Raw genomic sequence first — 16,230 nt, 5'->3', positions numbered from 1 at the left:
AAGCCTGCACGATGCAGGCTTTTTTTTAGGGATGCAGGTTACAGCACCGCGACAATGGCTTCGCACAGCGGCGCCATGTTGTCAGGCGTCATACCTGCAACGTTCACGCGGCCAGATGCAACGGCATACACGCCAAACTCTTCACGCAGGCGCAGCACCTGCTCTTTGGTCAAGCCGCTGAAGGAGAACATGCCGTTCTGCTTGATGATGAAGCTGAAGTCACGGTCAGCGCCTTTCTCAGCCAGCGTGTTCACAAACAGCAGACGCATGCGCTGAATGCGCTGACGCATATCGTTCAGCTCTTGCTCCCAGATGGCGCGCAGCGCATCGTTGCTCAGGATCGTCGCGACCACAGACGCACCGTGTGCCGGTGGGTTGGAGTAGTTAGCGCGGATCACGGACTTCATCTGGCTGAATGCGCGATCGACGGTTGCTTCGTCAGCAGCCACCAGCGTACAGGCGCCGACACGCTCGTTATACAGACCAAAGTTCTTGGAATAGGAGCTTGCGACTATCAACTCCTGATGCACGGCGGCGAATGCACGCAGACCTTCTGCATCTTCTTCCAGACCACGGGCAAAGCCCTGGTAAGCGAAGTCAAACAGCGGCAGCCAGCCTTTTTCAACGGACAGCTTAGCCAGCTGTTCCCACTGCTCAAGCGTAGGATCGATACCGGTTGGGTTATGGCAGCAGCCGTGGAACAGCACCACATCGCCCGCCTGGGCTTCGCTCAGGCTGGCCAGCAGGCCGTCGAAATCCAGCGCGTGGCTGGCTGCGTCGTAGTAGGCGTATTCACGCACTTCCAGACCCGCAGAATTAAACACGCTCTTATGGTTCGGCCAGCTTGGATTGCTTACCCACACACGCTTCACAGAAGTGTTTTTCGCCAGGAAATCTGCCGCCACGCGCAGTGCGCCGGTACCGCCTGGGGTCTGCGCCGTGCGGGCGCGTTTTTCGCTCACAATGGTGCTGCCTTTGCCGAACAGCAGCTCCTGGGTGCAGCGACCAAATTCAGGGATACCATCAATACCGAGGTAGTTTTTGGTGGTTTCGTTTTCCAGCAGATACTGCTCAGCTTTTTTGACGCTGGTCAGTACCGGAGTTTTGCCGGTTTCATCTTTATATACACCAATACCCAGGTTGATTTTTCCAGGGCGGTCGTCGGCGCGAAACAGATCGGCCAGGCCCAGAATTGGGTCGGCAGGAGCGGCAGTAATGTTCTCAAACATGACGAAGTTCCATTGTGATTACAGAAGTGAAATCCGCTATCAGGTTAACGGTAGATTTACAAAATGCCAACCGTTTGCGACGAAAAGCGTGCGGCTTTTCAAAAGTCGCTATTATTTTCTCTCAGGAATAAAAAAACAGGGCCGAAGCCCTGTTCATTAAGCATATAACAACGAGGTGTGCTGATTAGAACTGGTAAACCAGACCCAGAGCCACGATGTCGTCGTTGTTGATGCCCAGCTTGTTGTCGTCTTTCAGCTGGTTGATCTGATAGTCAACATAGGTAGACATGTTTTTGTTGAAGTAGTATGTCGCACCAACGTCGATGTAGTTGATGTAGTCTTCGTCACCGATACCTTCTACGTCTTTCGCTTTAGATTTGTAGTAAGCGATGGATGGACGCAGACCGAAGTCGAACTGGTACTGAGCGACGACAGAGAAGTCCTGAGACTTGTTAGCGAAACCACGGCTGCCCAGACGCGCTGCGTTACGCATTTCGCCATAAATAGCTGCCAGGTAGATGTTGTTCGCGTCATATTTCAGGCCGGTTGCCCACTGTTCAGCTTTGTCGCCTTTACCCCATTCCAGCGTCTGCTGGTTGTTGGTACGGTCAGCGGCGCCATAAGCACCCACAATGCCGAAGCCTTCGAAATCATAGCTCAGTGAGGTTGCCCAGCCGTCGCCGTTGGAACGTACTGCATCAGTACGCTCGTTTTTGCCCAGGTACTGAACACCAAAGTTCAGACCGTCAACCAGGCCGAAGAAGTTGCTGTTACGGTACGTCGCCAGGCCACCGGTACGGCCAGAGAAGAAGTTATCGCTCGCGCCGGTGTCGCCACCGAACTCAGGGAGCATATCGGTGATGCCGATTGCATCATAGACCAGACCGTAGTTACGACCGTAGTCGAAGGAGCCTGCGTCACCGAATTTCAGACCTGCGAATGCCAGACGGGTTTTGTTGCCGTTCTGTGCATCGCCACCTTCAGAGTTGTTACCCTGGAAGTTGTATTCCCACTGACCGTAGCCAGTCAGCTGATCGTTGATCTGAGTTTCGCCTTTGAAGCCCAGACGTGCGTAAGTGTTGTCGCCATCGTTGCTGTCATTATCGGAAAAGTAATGCAGGCCGACTGCTTTCCCGTAAAGATCTAATTTGTTGCCGTCTTTGTTATAGATTTCAGCAGCGTTTGCTGCACCGGCTACCAGCAGGGCAGGGACTACCACTGCCAGGATATTGCGCTTCATCATTATTTATTACCCTCATTGGTTTTTTTATGACACTCGCCACTGCCGTCAATAAATTCTGTCAATAAATATTTCCGGAACTATTGATGAGAGTTAGGTGTCTTTATGTGTCTGACAGGCATCTTTCCATTCATAGAACCGTTTCGCTACACTGAAAGTGCTACAATCTTCAAAATTCAGTTACCAAAAGAAAATATATGTAACTAAATATGTATTTTTGGGAACTTTGTGAAGCACCTCAAACTTCAGCGCTTTCTGGTGAATTAAACCTCCGCTTTATTCTTATATATATGATTTCCTTATGTTTAATTTAGCTAAAGGCCTTTCGTATAAACAGAAGTTAAACGGCTCATTTTTTCTTATAATCGACAAAAGCCATCCAGATGGCTGTGAGGGTGGTTGTTTTTTGTGCTATTGCGTAAGGATTGTATTAAGCGCCATAAAAATGGAGTTAATTTTTTATCTCAGGGTATTTCGTGGAAACAAAACGTAACAGGTAGAGGTAATCGCGGGGTTGTGGTTTAAAGACGCTTACTTTTGACTGACGAAAACTGACATTGCAGGATAAAATAATGGCCAGCATTTGCTGGCCATTAAGGATTTGGTCGGTTAGAAACTTGCGTTACGCGGTGTGCGTGGGAACGGAATCACATCACGTACGTTCTGAACACCTGTTACGTAAGCAATCAGACGTTCAAAGCCCAGGCCAAAGCCGGAGTGCGGGACGGTGCCGTAGCGACGGAGATCGCGATACCAGCTGTAGTCCGCCGGGTTCAGACCCATCTCCTGCATACGCGCGTCCAGCACATCCAGTCGCTCTTCACGCTGGGAGCCACCGATAATCTCACCGATGCCCGGCGCCAGCACGTCCATCGCGGCAACGGTTTTACCGTCTTCGTTAAGGCGCATATAGAACGCCTTAATGTCTTTCGGATAATTTTTCACCACAACCGGTGCTTTGAAGTGCTTCTCTGCCAGATAACGTTCGTGCTCGGAGGAGAGATCCACGCCCCAGTAAACCGGGTTTTCGAATTTCTCACCGCATTTTTCCAGGATAGCGACCGCGTCGGTGTAATCCACCTGCGCGAAGTCTGCGGAGACGAAGCGCTCAAGACGGGCGATGGCGTCGTTATCGACACGCTCAGCGAAGAATTTCATGTCGTCTGCGCGCTCTTCGAGAACCGCTTTGAACACGTATTTCAGCATCGCTTCTGCCAGGCCTGCCACGTCATTCAGATCGGCAAAGGCCACTTCCGGCTCCAGCATCCAGAATTCCGCCAGGTGACGGCTGGTGTTGGAGTTTTCCGCACGGAAGGTTGGGCCGAAGGTATAGATCTTAGACAGCGCACAGGCGTAGGTTTCGCCGTTCAGCTGGCCAGAAACCGTCAGGAAGGCTTCTTTACCAAAGAAGTCTTTGTCGTAATCCACTTTACCTTCCGGCGTACGCGGCAGGTTTTCCATATCCAGCGTTGAAACGCGGAACATTTCACCTGCGCCTTCGGTATCGGATGCCGTGATCAGCGGAGTAGAAACCCAGAAGTAACCCTGCTCGTCAAAGAAGCGATGCAGCGCCTGCGCCAGCGTATGACGCACGCGGGCAACCGCACCAATCAGGTTGGTGCGCGGACGCAGGTGCGCAACTTCACGCAGATATTCGATGCTGTGACGCTTTGCAGCCATCGGATAGGTGTCCGGATCTTCAACCCAGCCGGTCACTTCCACCGAGGTCGCCTGAATTTCGTAGCTCTGACCCTGGCCCGGAGAGGCCACCACAACACCGGTGACGATCACGGAACAGCCGGTTGTCAGGTGCAGAACGTCATCATTGTAATTGGGCAGAGAATTATTAATGACGGCCTGTACAGGATCAAAGCAGGAACCGTCATAGACGGCGAGGAAGGAGATGCCAGCTTTAGAATCTCGGCGAGTACGCACCCATCCGCGCACGGTGACCTCCTGGTCAACGGCGACACGGCCCTGGAGTACGTCGGCTACAGGCACAACGCTCATAATATTCTCTCTGTTAATAGTCGGAAAAAATAAACACTTGTCCGCCCTTATAGGGGGGATATCTATGTTACCTGCCATCCGCTATCAGACAAGTAAATTTCACCGTCTTGAGAGAAGAAATAAGAAATAAATAAGAGAAGGGGAGCCATGAAGGCTCCCCCGAAGCCGTTAACTGGCTTTTTTAACCTGAGGCAGATCGAAGGCTTTACGTAATGCGCGGACAAACGCTTTGTCATGGCAGATGGTTTTGCCAGGGCTGTCGGAGAGCTTCGCGACCGGCTTACCGTTACATTCCACCAGTTTTATGACGATGTTCAGTGGTTTCACCTGAGGGATATCACAGGTTAACCGCGTACCAATCCCGAAACTCAGGTTCACCCGCGATGAGAAATGGCGATAAAGGTCGACGGCTTTTGCCAGGTCAAGGTTATCGGAGAAGACCAGCACCTTACTCATTGGGTCGATACCCAGCTTTTCGTAATGGGCGATGGCTTTCTCACCCCATTCAACCGGGTCCCCGGAATCATGGCGTAACCCCTGGTAGCGTTCGGCAAACTCAGGGCCAAAGTCGCGCAGGAATGCGTCCATGGTAATGCAGTCGGTAAGGGCAATACCCAGCCGATCCGGGTATTCCTCTAGCCACGCGGCGAGGGCGGCGCGCTGGCTGTTGGCAAGGTCAGGGCTGATCTGCTGGTGCGCCTGGAACCATTCGTGCGCCTGGGTGCCCATCGGCGTTAAATCAAGGCGACGTGCCAGATCGTAGTTACTGGTGCCAACGAACCACGGCTCCTGTTGCAGACGTCTGACAATGGCTTCCTGAACCCCGCGAGAGAAGCGGCGGCGCGTGCCAAAGTCCATCAGACGGAAGCGGGACATATCCAGCCCTTCGGTCAGTCTGGAAAACTCAACGAGTTTATTCTCCAGAGCGGCGACCGCCTGCGTCACACCGGTTTCAGGGGAGCGATAGCGGTGGGCCAGCTCGCTGATCACGGCCAGAAGCGGCACTTCCCACATGATCACCTCGCGCCACGGGCCGGTCAGACGAATGACCAGCTTGCCGTTATCATTGGTGACGGTGACCTGTTCCGGCTTATAGCGGAACTCACGCAGCCAGTTCAGATAGTCCGCTTTAAAGAAAGGCAGGCCTGAAAGCCACTGATATTCGTCATCGGTGAGCGCCAGATGCTGCATGGCCTCGACCTGTTCACGAATGGAATCTGCGTAGATACCCAGCAAGTCGTCACCCCGGCAGCGAAATTCCGCCGCAACATGGACATCATGATAGTGGTGAAACACGGCTTGCTGCATATGCAGCTTGTACGCGTCGGTATCCAGCAACGTATGCAGAACCGGAGAAGCGAATTGAGTCATAGGTGCGCTGTAGCATCCTCTCACGGGAGCGTTTAGTACAATAAACAACTCCGGAGTATACCCTGTTTAGTGATTTATTGAACCCCGATCACAACATAAGCACACTTTATGGTCGAGAGCATTTCGTGCCCCGTGTTATAAAAATGTAGCTAAAAAGGGCGTTGTGCCTGAAAAGATGAACATTCTGCATAGCGCGTTTTACACAACAGGAATATATTGAATCGTTACTCGACAAACGATGCATAAGGTTTTCTATGACACAACAGCCACAAGCTAAATACCGCCACGACTACCGTGCGCCGGAATACCTGATAAGCGATATCGATCTGACTTTCGACCTGGATGCCACAAAAACCGTCGTGACGGCGGTAAGCCAGGTGACGCGCCAGAGCGCGACAGCCGTGCCGCTGCGTCTGGATGGTGAAGACCTGACGCTGGTTTCCCTGCATATTAACGATGAAGCCTGGTCAGACTATAAAGAAGAAGGCAACCAGCTGGTCATCGACAACCTGCCGGAACGCTTTACCCTGCGCATCGTGAATGAAATTAGCCCTGCCGCCAATACCGCGCTGGAAGGGCTTTACCAGTCAGGCGTAGCCCTGTGTACCCAGTGTGAAGCCGAAGGTTTCCGCCACATTACCTGGTATCTTGATCGCCCGGACGTCCTGGCGCGCTTTACCACCAAAATTATTGCCGACAAAACGCTGTACCCGTACCTGCTCTCCAACGGCAACCGGATTGGCGAGGGGGAACTGGAGAATGGCCGTCACTGGGTACAGTGGCAGGATCCGTTCCCTAAACCCTGCTATCTGTTTGCGCTGGTAGCGGGAGATTTCGATGTTCTTCGCGACACCTTTAAAACGCGCTCTGGCCGTGAAGTCGCGCTGGAGCTGTTCGTGGACCGTGGCAACCTTGACCGCGCACCGTGGGCAATGACCTCTCTCATCAACTCCATGAAGTGGGATGAAACGCGCTTTGGTCTCGAATATGACCTCGATATCTATATGATTGTTGCTGTCGATTTCTTCAACATGGGCGCGATGGAGAATAAAGGTCTTAACATCTTTAACTCCAAATACGTGCTGGCGCGTACCGATACCGCCACGGATAAAGATTACCTCGATATCGAACGCGTTATCGGCCACGAATATTTTCACAACTGGACCGGGAACCGCGTCACCTGTCGCGACTGGTTCCAGCTGAGCCTGAAAGAGGGCTTAACCGTCTTCCGCGATCAGGAGTTCAGCTCCGATCTGGGATCGCGGGCGGTGAACCGCATCAACAACGTGCGCACTATGCGTGGTCTGCAATTTGCAGAAGATGCCAGCCCAATGGCCCACCCGATCCGCCCGGATAAAGTCATTGAGATGAATAACTTCTACACCCTGACGGTGTATGAAAAAGGCGCTGAAATTATCCGCATGATCCACACCCTGCTGGGCGAAGAGAATTTCCAGAAAGGGATGCAGCTTTACTTCGAGCGTCACGACGGCAGTGCGGCCACCTGCGACGATTTCGTCCAGGCGATGGAGGACGCCTCTAACGTGGATCTGTCTCATTTCCGCCGCTGGTACAGCCAGACCGGTACGCCGATCGTGACGGTCAAAGACGACTACAACCCGGAAACCGAGCAGTACACGCTGACCATCAGCCAGCGCACGCCGCCAACGGCCGAGCAGGAAGAGAAACATCCGCTGCACATTCCGTTCAGCGTTGAGCTGTACGACAACGAAGGCAACGTGATCCCGTTACAGAAGGGCGGTCACCCGGTGCATAACGTGCTGAACGTGACCCAGGCAGAGCAGACCTTTATCTTCGATAACGTCTATTTCCAGCCCGTTCCCGCCCTGCTGTGCGAATTCTCCGCGCCGGTGAAACTCGAATACAAGTGGAGCGATCAGCAGCTGACGTTCCTGATGCGTCACGCGCGCAACGATTTCTCGCGCTGGGATGCGGCACAAAGTCTGCTGGCGACCTACATCAAGCTGAACGTCAACCGTTACCAGCAGGGCCAGCCGTTGACGCTGCCGGTTCATGTGGCAGACGCGTTCCGTGCCATCCTGCTGGATGAGAACATTGACCCGGCGCTGGCGGCTGAAATTTTAACGCTGCCGTCTGCGACTGAAATCGCCGAGCTGTTTGACATCATTGATCCGATTGCCATCGTCGCCGTGCGTGAAGCGCTGACCCGCACGCTGGCGACCGAACTGGCAGATGAGTTCCTCGCCATTTACAACGCCAACAAGCTGGACGCGTATCGGGTGGAACATGCGGATATCGGTAAACGTTCCCTGCGCAATACCTGCCTGCGCTATCTGGCGTTTGGTGAGGCAGAGCTGGCGAACACGCTGGTCAGCAAGCAGTACCACGAAGCCGATAACATGACGGATGCCCTGGCCGCGCTGGCTGCAAGCGTTGCCGCCGAGCTGCCGTGCCGCGATGCGCTGATGCAGGAGTACGACGACAAGTGGTATCAGGATGGTCTGGTGATGGACAAGTGGTTCATCCTTCAGGCCACCAGTCCGGCAGCCGATGTACTCAGCAAAGTACGTAGCCTGCTGAAGCACCGTTCGTTCACCATGAGCAACCCGAACCGCGTCCGCTCTCTGATTGGTGCCTTCGCCAGCAGCAACCCGGCCGCGTTCCATGCCGAAGACGGCAGCGGTTATCAGTTCATGGTTGAAATGCTGACCGAGCTGAACAGCCGTAACCCGCAGGTGGCGTCTCGTCTGATTGAGCCGCTGATCCGCCTGAAACGTTACGATGCGCAGCGTCAGGCGAAAATGCGCGCCGCGCTTGAGCAGCTGAAAGGGCTGGAAAATCTGTCTGGCGATCTGTACGAGAAGATTGCTAAGGCCTTAGCGTAATAAAAAATTGCCCGGTGGGCAGGTAAAAGCAAAACGGCAACCTCGGTTGCCGTTTTTTAGTTTTTTCTCCCTCTCCCTGTGGGAGAGGGCCGGGGTGCGGGCATCAGGCATTAGCTTTAATCAACACCCGTTCACTTACCCCACGCTTCATCACCCGATCCAGCACTTCGGCTTCCAGCTCCCCCAGTCGGGCCGATCCCACGCGGCGAGGACGCGGAATATCTACCGTCAGATCCAGACCAATTTTACCTTCTTCTATTAACAGCACCCTGTCTGCCATTGCCACGGCTTCACTGACATCATGCGTCACCAGCAGCACCGTAAAGCCGTGAGTCTGCCATAGGGTTTCAATCAGATCCTGCATTTCGATCCGCGTCAGGGCATCAAGCGCGCCGAGCGGTTCATCAAGCAGCAGCAGGCCGGGACGATGAATCAGCGCGCGTGCCTGCGCTACGCGCTGCTTTTGTCCACCCGACAGGGCCGCAGGCCACTCTCCCGCGCGATTCTCCAGCCCTACCGCAGCGAGTGCCTGCCGGGCGTCCTCCCGCCAGATGCCCTTCAGGCCCAGCCCGACGTTATCCATCACCGTTTTCCACGGCAGCAGACGCGCATCCTGAAACATCATGCGCGTATCATCCTGAATCGTGGCCAGCGGCGTAGTGCCTGCCAGAATGTCACCGCTGTTTGGCGCTTCCAGCCCGGCTAAAAGACGCAGCAGGGTACTCTTGCCGCCACCGCTGCGGCCGACAACGGCAACAAACTGTCCGGCAGGAATATGCAGATCCAGTGCATTCAGAATGGTGTTGTCGCCGTAGCGTTTGGTCACGCCGTTCAGCAGTAACGGTGTTCCCTGGTTCAGTCGTGCAGTATTCATGCTTTCGCCTCCTGAGCGGTGTAGGCCGGGTTCCAGCGCAGCCAGCTACGTTCCAGCCACTGGGCGCTGACGTCCGCAAGTTTGCCGAGCAGGGCATAAAGGATAATGGCAACCACCACCACGTCCGTTTGCAGGAACTCGCGGGCGTTCATCGCCAGATAACCAATGCCGGAGTTAGCCGAAATGGTTTCCGCCACGATCAGGGTTAGCCACATCAGGCCGAGCGCAAAACGCACCCCAACCATAATGGAGGGCAGGGCGCCCGGCAGGATCACATGGGTAAACAGGGCAAAACCTGACAGGCCATAGCTGCGGGCCATCTCAACCAGACCGCGATCGATATTGCGGATCCCATGCCAGGTATTGATATAAATCGGGAATAACGTTCCCAGCGCCACGAGGAAAATTTTGGCGCTCTCATCAATGCCAAACCACAAAATAACCAGTGGGATAAGCGCCAGATGCGGCACGTTACGCAGCATCTGAACGGAGGTATCCAGCAGCCGCTCACCCCAGCGGGACAGGCCGCTGATCAGCCCCAGCGTCAGGCCGATGCTTCCGCCAATCGAAAAACCGATTACCGCGCGCCAGGAGCTGATGGCAAGATGTTGCCACAGCTCACCGCTGGCGCTGAGCGACCAGAACGCTTCCACAACGCCCTCCGGAGAGGGCAAAATGCGGCTCGACAGCCAGCCAGTTGAAGACGCCAGTTGCCAGACGAGGACAATGCCGACGGGCAGAAACCACGGCGCGGCGCGCAGTAGCCATTTTTGTGCGGTTGCAGACATGGTGGCTCCTTAGCTTTGCGCGACTTTTCTCGGGATAAACGCGTTCGCCACGGCTTCGCCCTGCAACTGAAGCTGGCGTGGCTGCGGAATTTCCGGGATAGCGACATCCAGGTGCGGGAACAGCAGTTCCCCCACCTTGTACGCCTCCTCCAGATGCGGATAGCCAGACAGGATAAAGCTGTCGATCCCCAGCGCCGCGTATTCATTAATGCGTGCCGCTACGGTTGGACCGTCGCCGACCAGCGCCGTGCCGGCGCCGCCGCGCACCAGACCCACCCCGGCCCACAGGTTCGGGCTGATCTCAAGATTTTCACGCTTGCCGTTGTGCAGGGAGGCCATCCGGTGCTGGCCCACGGAGTCGGTTTTGGCAAACGCCGCCTGTGCTTTGGCGATAGTGTCGTCGTCCAGATGAGCGATCAGACGGTCGGCGGCTTGCCAGGCCTCGTCGTTGGTTTCGCGGACGATCACGTGCAGGCGAATACCAAAGCGTACCGTACGGCCATGCTCTGCGGCTTTAGCGCGTACCTGAGCAATTTTCTCTTTCACCAGCTCCGGTGGCTCGCCCCAGGTCAGATAGAGATCGACCTGCTCAGCCGCCAGCTCCTGCGCCACGTCCGACGATCCGCCAAAATAGAGGGGAGGGCGCGGCTGCTGTAACGGCGGGAAGTAGAGCTGCGCATCGCGAACGTGGATATGTTTCCCTTCGAAGGTGACGGTTTCCCCTTCCAGCAGACGTCGCCAGACGCGGGTGAACTCTGCGGAGACTTCATAGCGTTCGGTATGATCGAGGAAAACGCCATCCCCCGCCAGCTCCTGCGGATCGCTGCCCGTCACAAGGTTGAACAGCGCACGGCCGTTGGAAAGCCTGTCCAGCGTTGCCGCCTGACGCGCCGCGACGGTGGGCGACACCACGCTCGGGCGCAAGGCTACCAGGAATTTCAGGCGCTGGGTGACGGGGATCATTGACGCGGCAACCAGCCACGCATCCTCACATGAACGGCCCGTCGGGATCAGCACCCCGGTAAAACCGATGCGGTCTGCCGCCTGGGCGATCTGCTGTAGGTAGCCGTGATCGACCGGGCGGGCGCCTTCTTCTGTGCCAAGATAGTGTCCATCACCGTGGGTGGGTAAAAACCAGAAAAGATTCAGACTCATGATTTTTTTCCTTCAATGCCAGCGGGTTGCCAGATGCGTTCGCGAATATTCACCTGCTTTGGAACCAGGCGGTTTTGATAAAAGAGGTCTGCCGTTTGCTGCTGGAGAGCGGCAACGTGGGCGTCAACCGGCGCTATGGTGGTGGGAGGACGGTGGTCAAGATAGGTGGCGATCACCGGTTCAGGCAGGCCCATGGTTTTTGCCAGCAGCGTGATGCTCTGCTGACGCTGGCTTTGGGTCAGCGCATCGGCCTGAGAGAAGGTATCCAGCACCTGCTGAATAAATGCGCTATTTTTCTCAGCGTAAGGACGTGCCGCCAGGTAGAACGAACCGGTCTGCTTCAGGGTGGTGCCGTCTTTCAGCACCCGCACACCGCCCTGCAACAGTGCGGCGGAGTAATACGGATCCCAGATAGCCCAGGCATCAACATTTTTTTGCTGAAACGCCGCGCGCGCATCGGCAGGCGTCAGGTAAACGGGCTGGATATCGGTGAATTTAAGGCCGGCCTCCTGCAAAGCGCGCAGCAGCAGGTTGTGCGAGCTGGAACCTTTCTGGAAAGCAACCTTGTGGCCTTTAAGATCGGCGACGCTTTTGAGCTCGCTGTTTTCCGGCACAAGGATCACCTCTGCCTTCGGCTTGGCGGGCTCAACGCCAACGTAAACCAGATCCGCCCCGGCAGCCTGCGCAAAGATCGGCGGGATATCGCCGGTGCTGCCTAAATCAATACTCCCGACGTTCAGCGCCTCCAGCATCTGTGGTCCGGCAGGGAACTCGACCCATGAGAATTTGGTCTCCGGGAAACGCTTCTCCAGCAACGCATGGCTTTTCGCCAGCACCATGCTGACGCTGCCTTTCTGATAACCGATACGCAGGCTCTCCGGCGCTTTCTCCGTCGCCTGAGCCAGCGACGCCACTGCCAGCAGACCTGCCAGCCCGATACGGGTAACTGTTTTAAACATGCGCCACTCCTTGTGATTGATGAAATGCCGCCGCGTGGCGATCCCGACGGTTCAGGGCGTGCCAGAAGGTTTCAAGCGCGCTGTCGAGGCGGGTTTGCAGATTCGGCGTGAAATGCGGTTTATGCTGGTAGTCGATTACCTGTGAGTCGTCAGCGAAGACGCCATGCAGGATCTCCTGTGCTTTCAGCGCGTTCAGAACCGGCTTGAGGGCATAATCCACCGCCAGTAAATGGGCTACCGTACCGCCTGTGGCCAGCGGCAGGACGACCTTACCGTCCAGCGCACGTTCGGGCAGCAGATCGAGGAGCGTTTTCAGTGCGCCGGAAAAAGAAGCTTTATAAATCGGTGTCGCGACGACCAGCCCGTCAGCACTCTTAAGCTGTTCGATCAGGGTTTTCAGCGCCGGGCTGTCGAAACGGGCGTAGAGCAGATCTTCAGGCGCGAAATTGTGCAAATTCCAGTGACACACTTCGACATCCAGAGCATTAAGCTTTTCGCGAGCGTATTCCAGCAGTGCGCTGGAGCGAGAGGGGAAGCGGGGGCTTCCGGCCAGGGTAATGACGCGCATGGTTGCTCCTTATAACTAATTGTTTGCTTTTATCTAACATTCATAACAATTTTCAGGAGTGTGACATTGCGTGGTTATTCCACTAAATGATTTATCCTCAGGATGAATGCAGAAAAATGCATAAGAAGCGAACCGATAAGTAAACGATTGCGTTTTACGTGGCTTTTTTTGCCACAGGTCAATTCCCTTTCCGGGCGGGATCGCACATAATCCCCTCCCGGTTTGCACACCGGGAATCCAGGAGAGTTCATGTACTACCCCTTCGTTCGTAAAGCCCTTTTCCAGCTCGATCCTGAGCGCGCTCATGAATTTACATTTCAGCAGTTACGCCGTATTACAGGAACGCCTCTGGCCGCGCTGGTGCGTCAAAACGTGCCGGAAAAACCAGTTCAGTGCATGGGCCTGACTTTCAAAAATCCACTGGGCCTGGCGGCCGGTCTGGACAAAAATGGCGAATGCATTGATGCACTCGGTGCGATGGGCTTTGGCTCGATCGAAATCGGGACGGTAACGCCGCGTCCGCAGCCGGGAAATGACAAGCCACGTCTGTTTCGCCTGGTTGAAGCCGAAGGGCTGATCAACCGCATGGGCTTTAATAACCTTGGCGTCGATCATCTGGTTGAGAACGTTAAGAAAGCCCATTTTGATGGCGTGCTGGGTATAAATATTGGCAAAAATAAAGACACGCCGGTCGAGCAGGGTAAAGATGACTATCTGATTTGTATGGAAAAAGTCTATGCCTATGCCGGTTATATTGCGGTGAATATTTCCTCGCCTAACACCCCAGGGCTGCGTTCATTACAATATGGCGAAGCGCTCGACGATCTTCTTAGCGCCATTAAAAATAAACAAACGGCGCTACAGGCGATCCACCATAAATATGTTCCGGTCGCGGTTAAGATCGCCCCGGATCTTTCGGCAGAAGAATTGATCCAGGTTGCCGACAGTTTAGTTCGCCATAATATTGATGGTGTGATTGCGACCAATACGACACTCGATCGCTCTCTCGTTCAGGGAATGAAAAACTGTGACGAAGCGGGTGGATTAAGTGGCCGTCCGGTACAATTAAAAAGCACCGAAATTATTCGCGCACTCTCCGCGGAATTAAAAGGCCAGCTGCCGATTATTGGCGTGGGTGGCATTGACTCCGTCATCGCTGCACGTGAGAAGATGGCGGCAGGCGCATCGCTGGTGCAAATTTATTCCGGCTTTATTTTTAAAGGGCCGCCGCTGATTAAAGAAATCGTCACGCATATCTAATCTTTTCTCTTAATCAGACAACCAGGGCTTTATTTCCAGCCCTGGTTGTTTTATATTCCGTCATTGTTGCTTATTTAGACATTATAGTCTTTTATTACTAGTGTTATAAGCGAAGCGGCAAACAGGACATTTTTAGTACAGGACGTTTAGGGGACGGGAGAGAAACATGCGAATTAAACCTGACGATAACTGGCGCTGGTATTTTTGTGAAGAGCATGACCGTATGATGCTCGACTTAGCCAACGGCATGTTGTTTCGCTCTCGTTTTGCGCGCCGAATGTTAACGCCAGACGCGTTTGCTCCCTCAGGCTTTTGCGTTGACGATGCCGCGCTCTATTTCTCTTTTGAAGAAAAATGCCGCGATCTCGATCTCTCCAAAGAACAGCGCGCCGAACTGGTATTAAACGCGCTGGTGGCGATCCGTTTCCTGAAACCGCAAATGCCGAAAAGCTGGCATTTCCTTGCGCACGGCATGAGCTGGACCCCGGCTATCGGCGATGCGGCGAGCGTCAATCTGAGCGATACCGAAGAGGAGGTGAATTTGCTGGTGGTTGAACCCGGTGAAAACGCTGCGCTCTGTTTGCTGGCCCAACCCGGCGTGAACATTGCCGGGCGAGTTATGCAGTTAGGTGATGCCATCAAAGTGATGAACGACAGGCTGAAGCCACAGCTGCGCGTTGATTCCTTCAGCCTCGAACAGGCGGTTTAAGCTTCCAGCTGTACGGATGTTTTCGGGACACAGCTACAGCACAGGATCGTGCCGTCACCGCCAATCGCAGATTTCTTCAGGGCACTCACTTCACCATCGACCAGTTTAATGCGACAGCATCCGCAAATCCCCGCGCGACAGGAATACGGTACGCGGATACCCGCCTGTTCCAGTTGTTCCAGTAGCACCTGCTGATTGTTACCACGGATAACTTTGCCTTCCCAGTGAATATCCACCGCGGAAGCGACGTTGGTTACCACGTCAACCATCTCTTCTTCCTGACCTGCGCCATACACCCTGGCAGGCCCTCGGGTAAGGATCTCGATCTCGTCGCCCACGCGGATCACGCCGCTGGAGCGGGGGATCAGGTTCTGGCCGAAGTCGACATCACCTTTATCCTGCGCGGTGCGAAATGACTGCAAGGTTTTTAGCGGTTCACCGGAAGGATGCTTCTGGCCTTTCTCCGGGCTAATGGTGGTGAGAATACAGCGGCTGCACGGTTTCACCACGTCAAAAATAACGCTGCCGATGCGGATGACTTTCCAGGTATCTTCATCCCAGGCCTCCGCTCCGGTCACCACCAGATTCGGGCGAAACTGCTCCATCTGCACGCTGGCTTTGCAACGTTTTTGTAAATCTCGCAGCGAGGCCTCGCTGGTCAGCAGAAAGGGAAAACCATCCGCGAAGGAGAGGGGAACCGCATCGTGGCGCTTCACGCGACGGGTCAGCGCAGGCCCAACCCAGCGCAGCTGAACGTCACGGGAGAAAAAGCCGCTGAGCCACTGGTTAATGTTATCCGGCGCGATACGCGCGGTAAAATGATTGCCCCACACTTCCGTTGGCGCATCAAGCGGCGCAAAATCAGCAAAGCGGATCACGACGCTTGAACCGTCTGGCGCGGTCAAATGCAGCCCGTCATGAAGCGGGGAAGGCGTAAAGCGAACCATCTGCGGGAACTGACGTGCGGTGATAAACGTACCGTCAGGCTCGGTGACCATAAAAATACGATCGAAGGCGAATCCGCTCATATCGGCCAGCGCGTGAGTCACGCCGATACCGCGCATCGATTTCACCGGATGAATAAAAAGCCTGGATAACGTCGCCACTACACACTCCCGCTAAAGAAAATAAGCCTTCAACTTTATGACATACACGCCATATTAGCTATAATGCGCGACAATTTTCTATGAGTAAAAGTGA

Annotated in this window: 13 protein-coding genes; 3 read left to right on the top strand and 10 right to left on the bottom strand. The window is 54.7% G+C overall.

All coding sequences use genetic code 11. The features are described from left to right. Nucleotides 1-38 precede the first annotated feature (38 nt). The 4 genes from ACOTYB_RS04940 to pncB form a co-directional block, all read right to left on the bottom strand. Complete coding sequence (locus ACOTYB_RS04940) at nucleotides 39-1,229, bottom strand: amino acid aminotransferase (protein WP_003858198.1); 1,191 nt, start codon at nucleotides 1,227-1,229, stop codon at nucleotides 39-41. A gap of 184 nt (nucleotides 1,230-1,413) precedes the next feature. Beyond that, nucleotides 1,414-2,472 (bottom strand): porin OmpF, encoded by a 1,059-nt coding sequence (gene ompF / locus ACOTYB_RS04935; protein WP_022650730.1) that lies wholly within the window; start codon nucleotides 2,470-2,472, stop codon nucleotides 1,414-1,416. 606 nt (nucleotides 2,473-3,078) lie between these two features. Then, entirely contained in the window at nucleotides 3,079-4,479 is a 1,401-nt protein-coding gene (gene asnS, locus ACOTYB_RS04930; protein ID WP_003858191.1) for an asparagine--tRNA ligase, read from the bottom strand. A gap of 168 nt (nucleotides 4,480-4,647) precedes the next feature. Beyond that, nucleotides 4,648-5,850, bottom strand: coding sequence for a nicotinate phosphoribosyltransferase (gene pncB, locus ACOTYB_RS04925; protein WP_220153710.1), 1,203 nt, complete (start codon nucleotides 5,848-5,850; stop codon nucleotides 4,648-4,650). 254 nt (nucleotides 5,851-6,104) lie between these two features. On the opposite strand from pncB, the gene pepN reads away from it, so the two are divergent. Continuing rightward, nucleotides 6,105-8,717: an aminopeptidase N gene (gene pepN, locus ACOTYB_RS04920; RefSeq protein WP_409248794.1), complete on the top strand. Its 2,613-nt coding sequence runs from the start codon at nucleotides 6,105-6,107 to the stop codon at nucleotides 8,715-8,717. Nucleotides 8,718-8,820: 103 nt separating this feature from the next. On the opposite strand, the gene ssuB is transcribed toward pepN, so the two are convergent. The 5 genes from ssuB to ssuE are packed head-to-tail and all read right to left on the bottom strand — an operon-like array spanning nucleotide 8,821 to nucleotide 13,061. Then, nucleotides 8,821-9,591, bottom strand: coding sequence for an aliphatic sulfonates ABC transporter ATP-binding protein (gene ssuB / locus ACOTYB_RS04915; protein WP_421765758.1), 771 nt, complete (start codon nucleotides 9,589-9,591; stop codon nucleotides 8,821-8,823). Then, the gene (gene ssuC / locus ACOTYB_RS04910; protein WP_003858185.1) at nucleotides 9,588-10,379 is read right to left on the bottom strand and encodes an aliphatic sulfonate ABC transporter permease SsuC; all 792 of its coding nucleotides are present in this window, start codon (nucleotides 10,377-10,379) and stop codon (nucleotides 9,588-9,590) included. The genes ssuB and ssuC overlap by 4 nt, the downstream gene beginning before the upstream one ends. 9 nt (nucleotides 10,380-10,388) lie before the next feature. Further along, on the bottom strand, nucleotides 10,389-11,534 hold the full coding sequence (gene ssuD, locus ACOTYB_RS04905; RefSeq protein WP_220316806.1) for an FMNH2-dependent alkanesulfonate monooxygenase: 1,146 nt from the start codon (nucleotides 11,532-11,534) through the stop codon (nucleotides 10,389-10,391). Beyond that, a complete protein-coding gene (locus tag ACOTYB_RS04900) occupies nucleotides 11,531-12,493 on the bottom strand; it encodes a sulfonate ABC transporter substrate-binding protein (RefSeq protein ID WP_059371102.1) in 963 nt (320 codons plus the stop codon). Before ACOTYB_RS04900 ends, ssuD begins: the two co-directional genes overlap by 4 nt. Next, nucleotides 12,486-13,061, bottom strand: coding sequence for an NADPH-dependent FMN reductase (gene ssuE / locus ACOTYB_RS04895; RefSeq protein ID WP_003858180.1), 576 nt, complete (start codon nucleotides 13,059-13,061; stop codon nucleotides 12,486-12,488). The genes ACOTYB_RS04900 and ssuE overlap by 8 nt, the downstream gene beginning before the upstream one ends. Nucleotides 13,062-13,310: 249 nt before the next feature. Between ssuE and pyrD the strand changes: the two genes are divergently transcribed. Beyond that, entirely contained in the window at nucleotides 13,311-14,321 is a 1,011-nt protein-coding gene (gene pyrD / locus ACOTYB_RS04890) for a quinone-dependent dihydroorotate dehydrogenase (RefSeq protein ID WP_015570907.1), read from the top strand. Nucleotides 14,322-14,487: 166 nt separating this feature from the next. Beyond that, on the top strand, nucleotides 14,488-15,030 hold the full coding sequence (zapC, locus tag ACOTYB_RS04885) for a cell division protein ZapC (RefSeq protein WP_003858176.1): 543 nt from the start codon (nucleotides 14,488-14,490) through the stop codon (nucleotides 15,028-15,030). Here the strand turns inward: zapC and ACOTYB_RS04880 are convergent. Beyond that, the gene (locus tag ACOTYB_RS04880; protein WP_003858174.1) at nucleotides 15,027-16,136 is read right to left on the bottom strand and encodes a YcbX family protein; all 1,110 of its coding nucleotides are present in this window, start codon (nucleotides 16,134-16,136) and stop codon (nucleotides 15,027-15,029) included. The two genes, zapC and ACOTYB_RS04880, sit on opposite strands and share 4 nt — an antisense overlap. Between the last annotated feature and the right edge of the window lie 94 nt (nucleotides 16,137-16,230).

Origin of the sequence: Enterobacter cloacae complex sp. IR5450, from assembly GCF_049238665.1 — a bacterium.
In the GTDB taxonomy this organism is placed as follows: Bacteria; Pseudomonadota; Gammaproteobacteria; order Enterobacterales; family Enterobacteriaceae; genus Enterobacter; species Enterobacter hormaechei_C.
The sequence above is the reverse complement of the archived record's forward strand: the minus strand, read 5'-3'. Positions and strand labels throughout refer to the sequence as shown.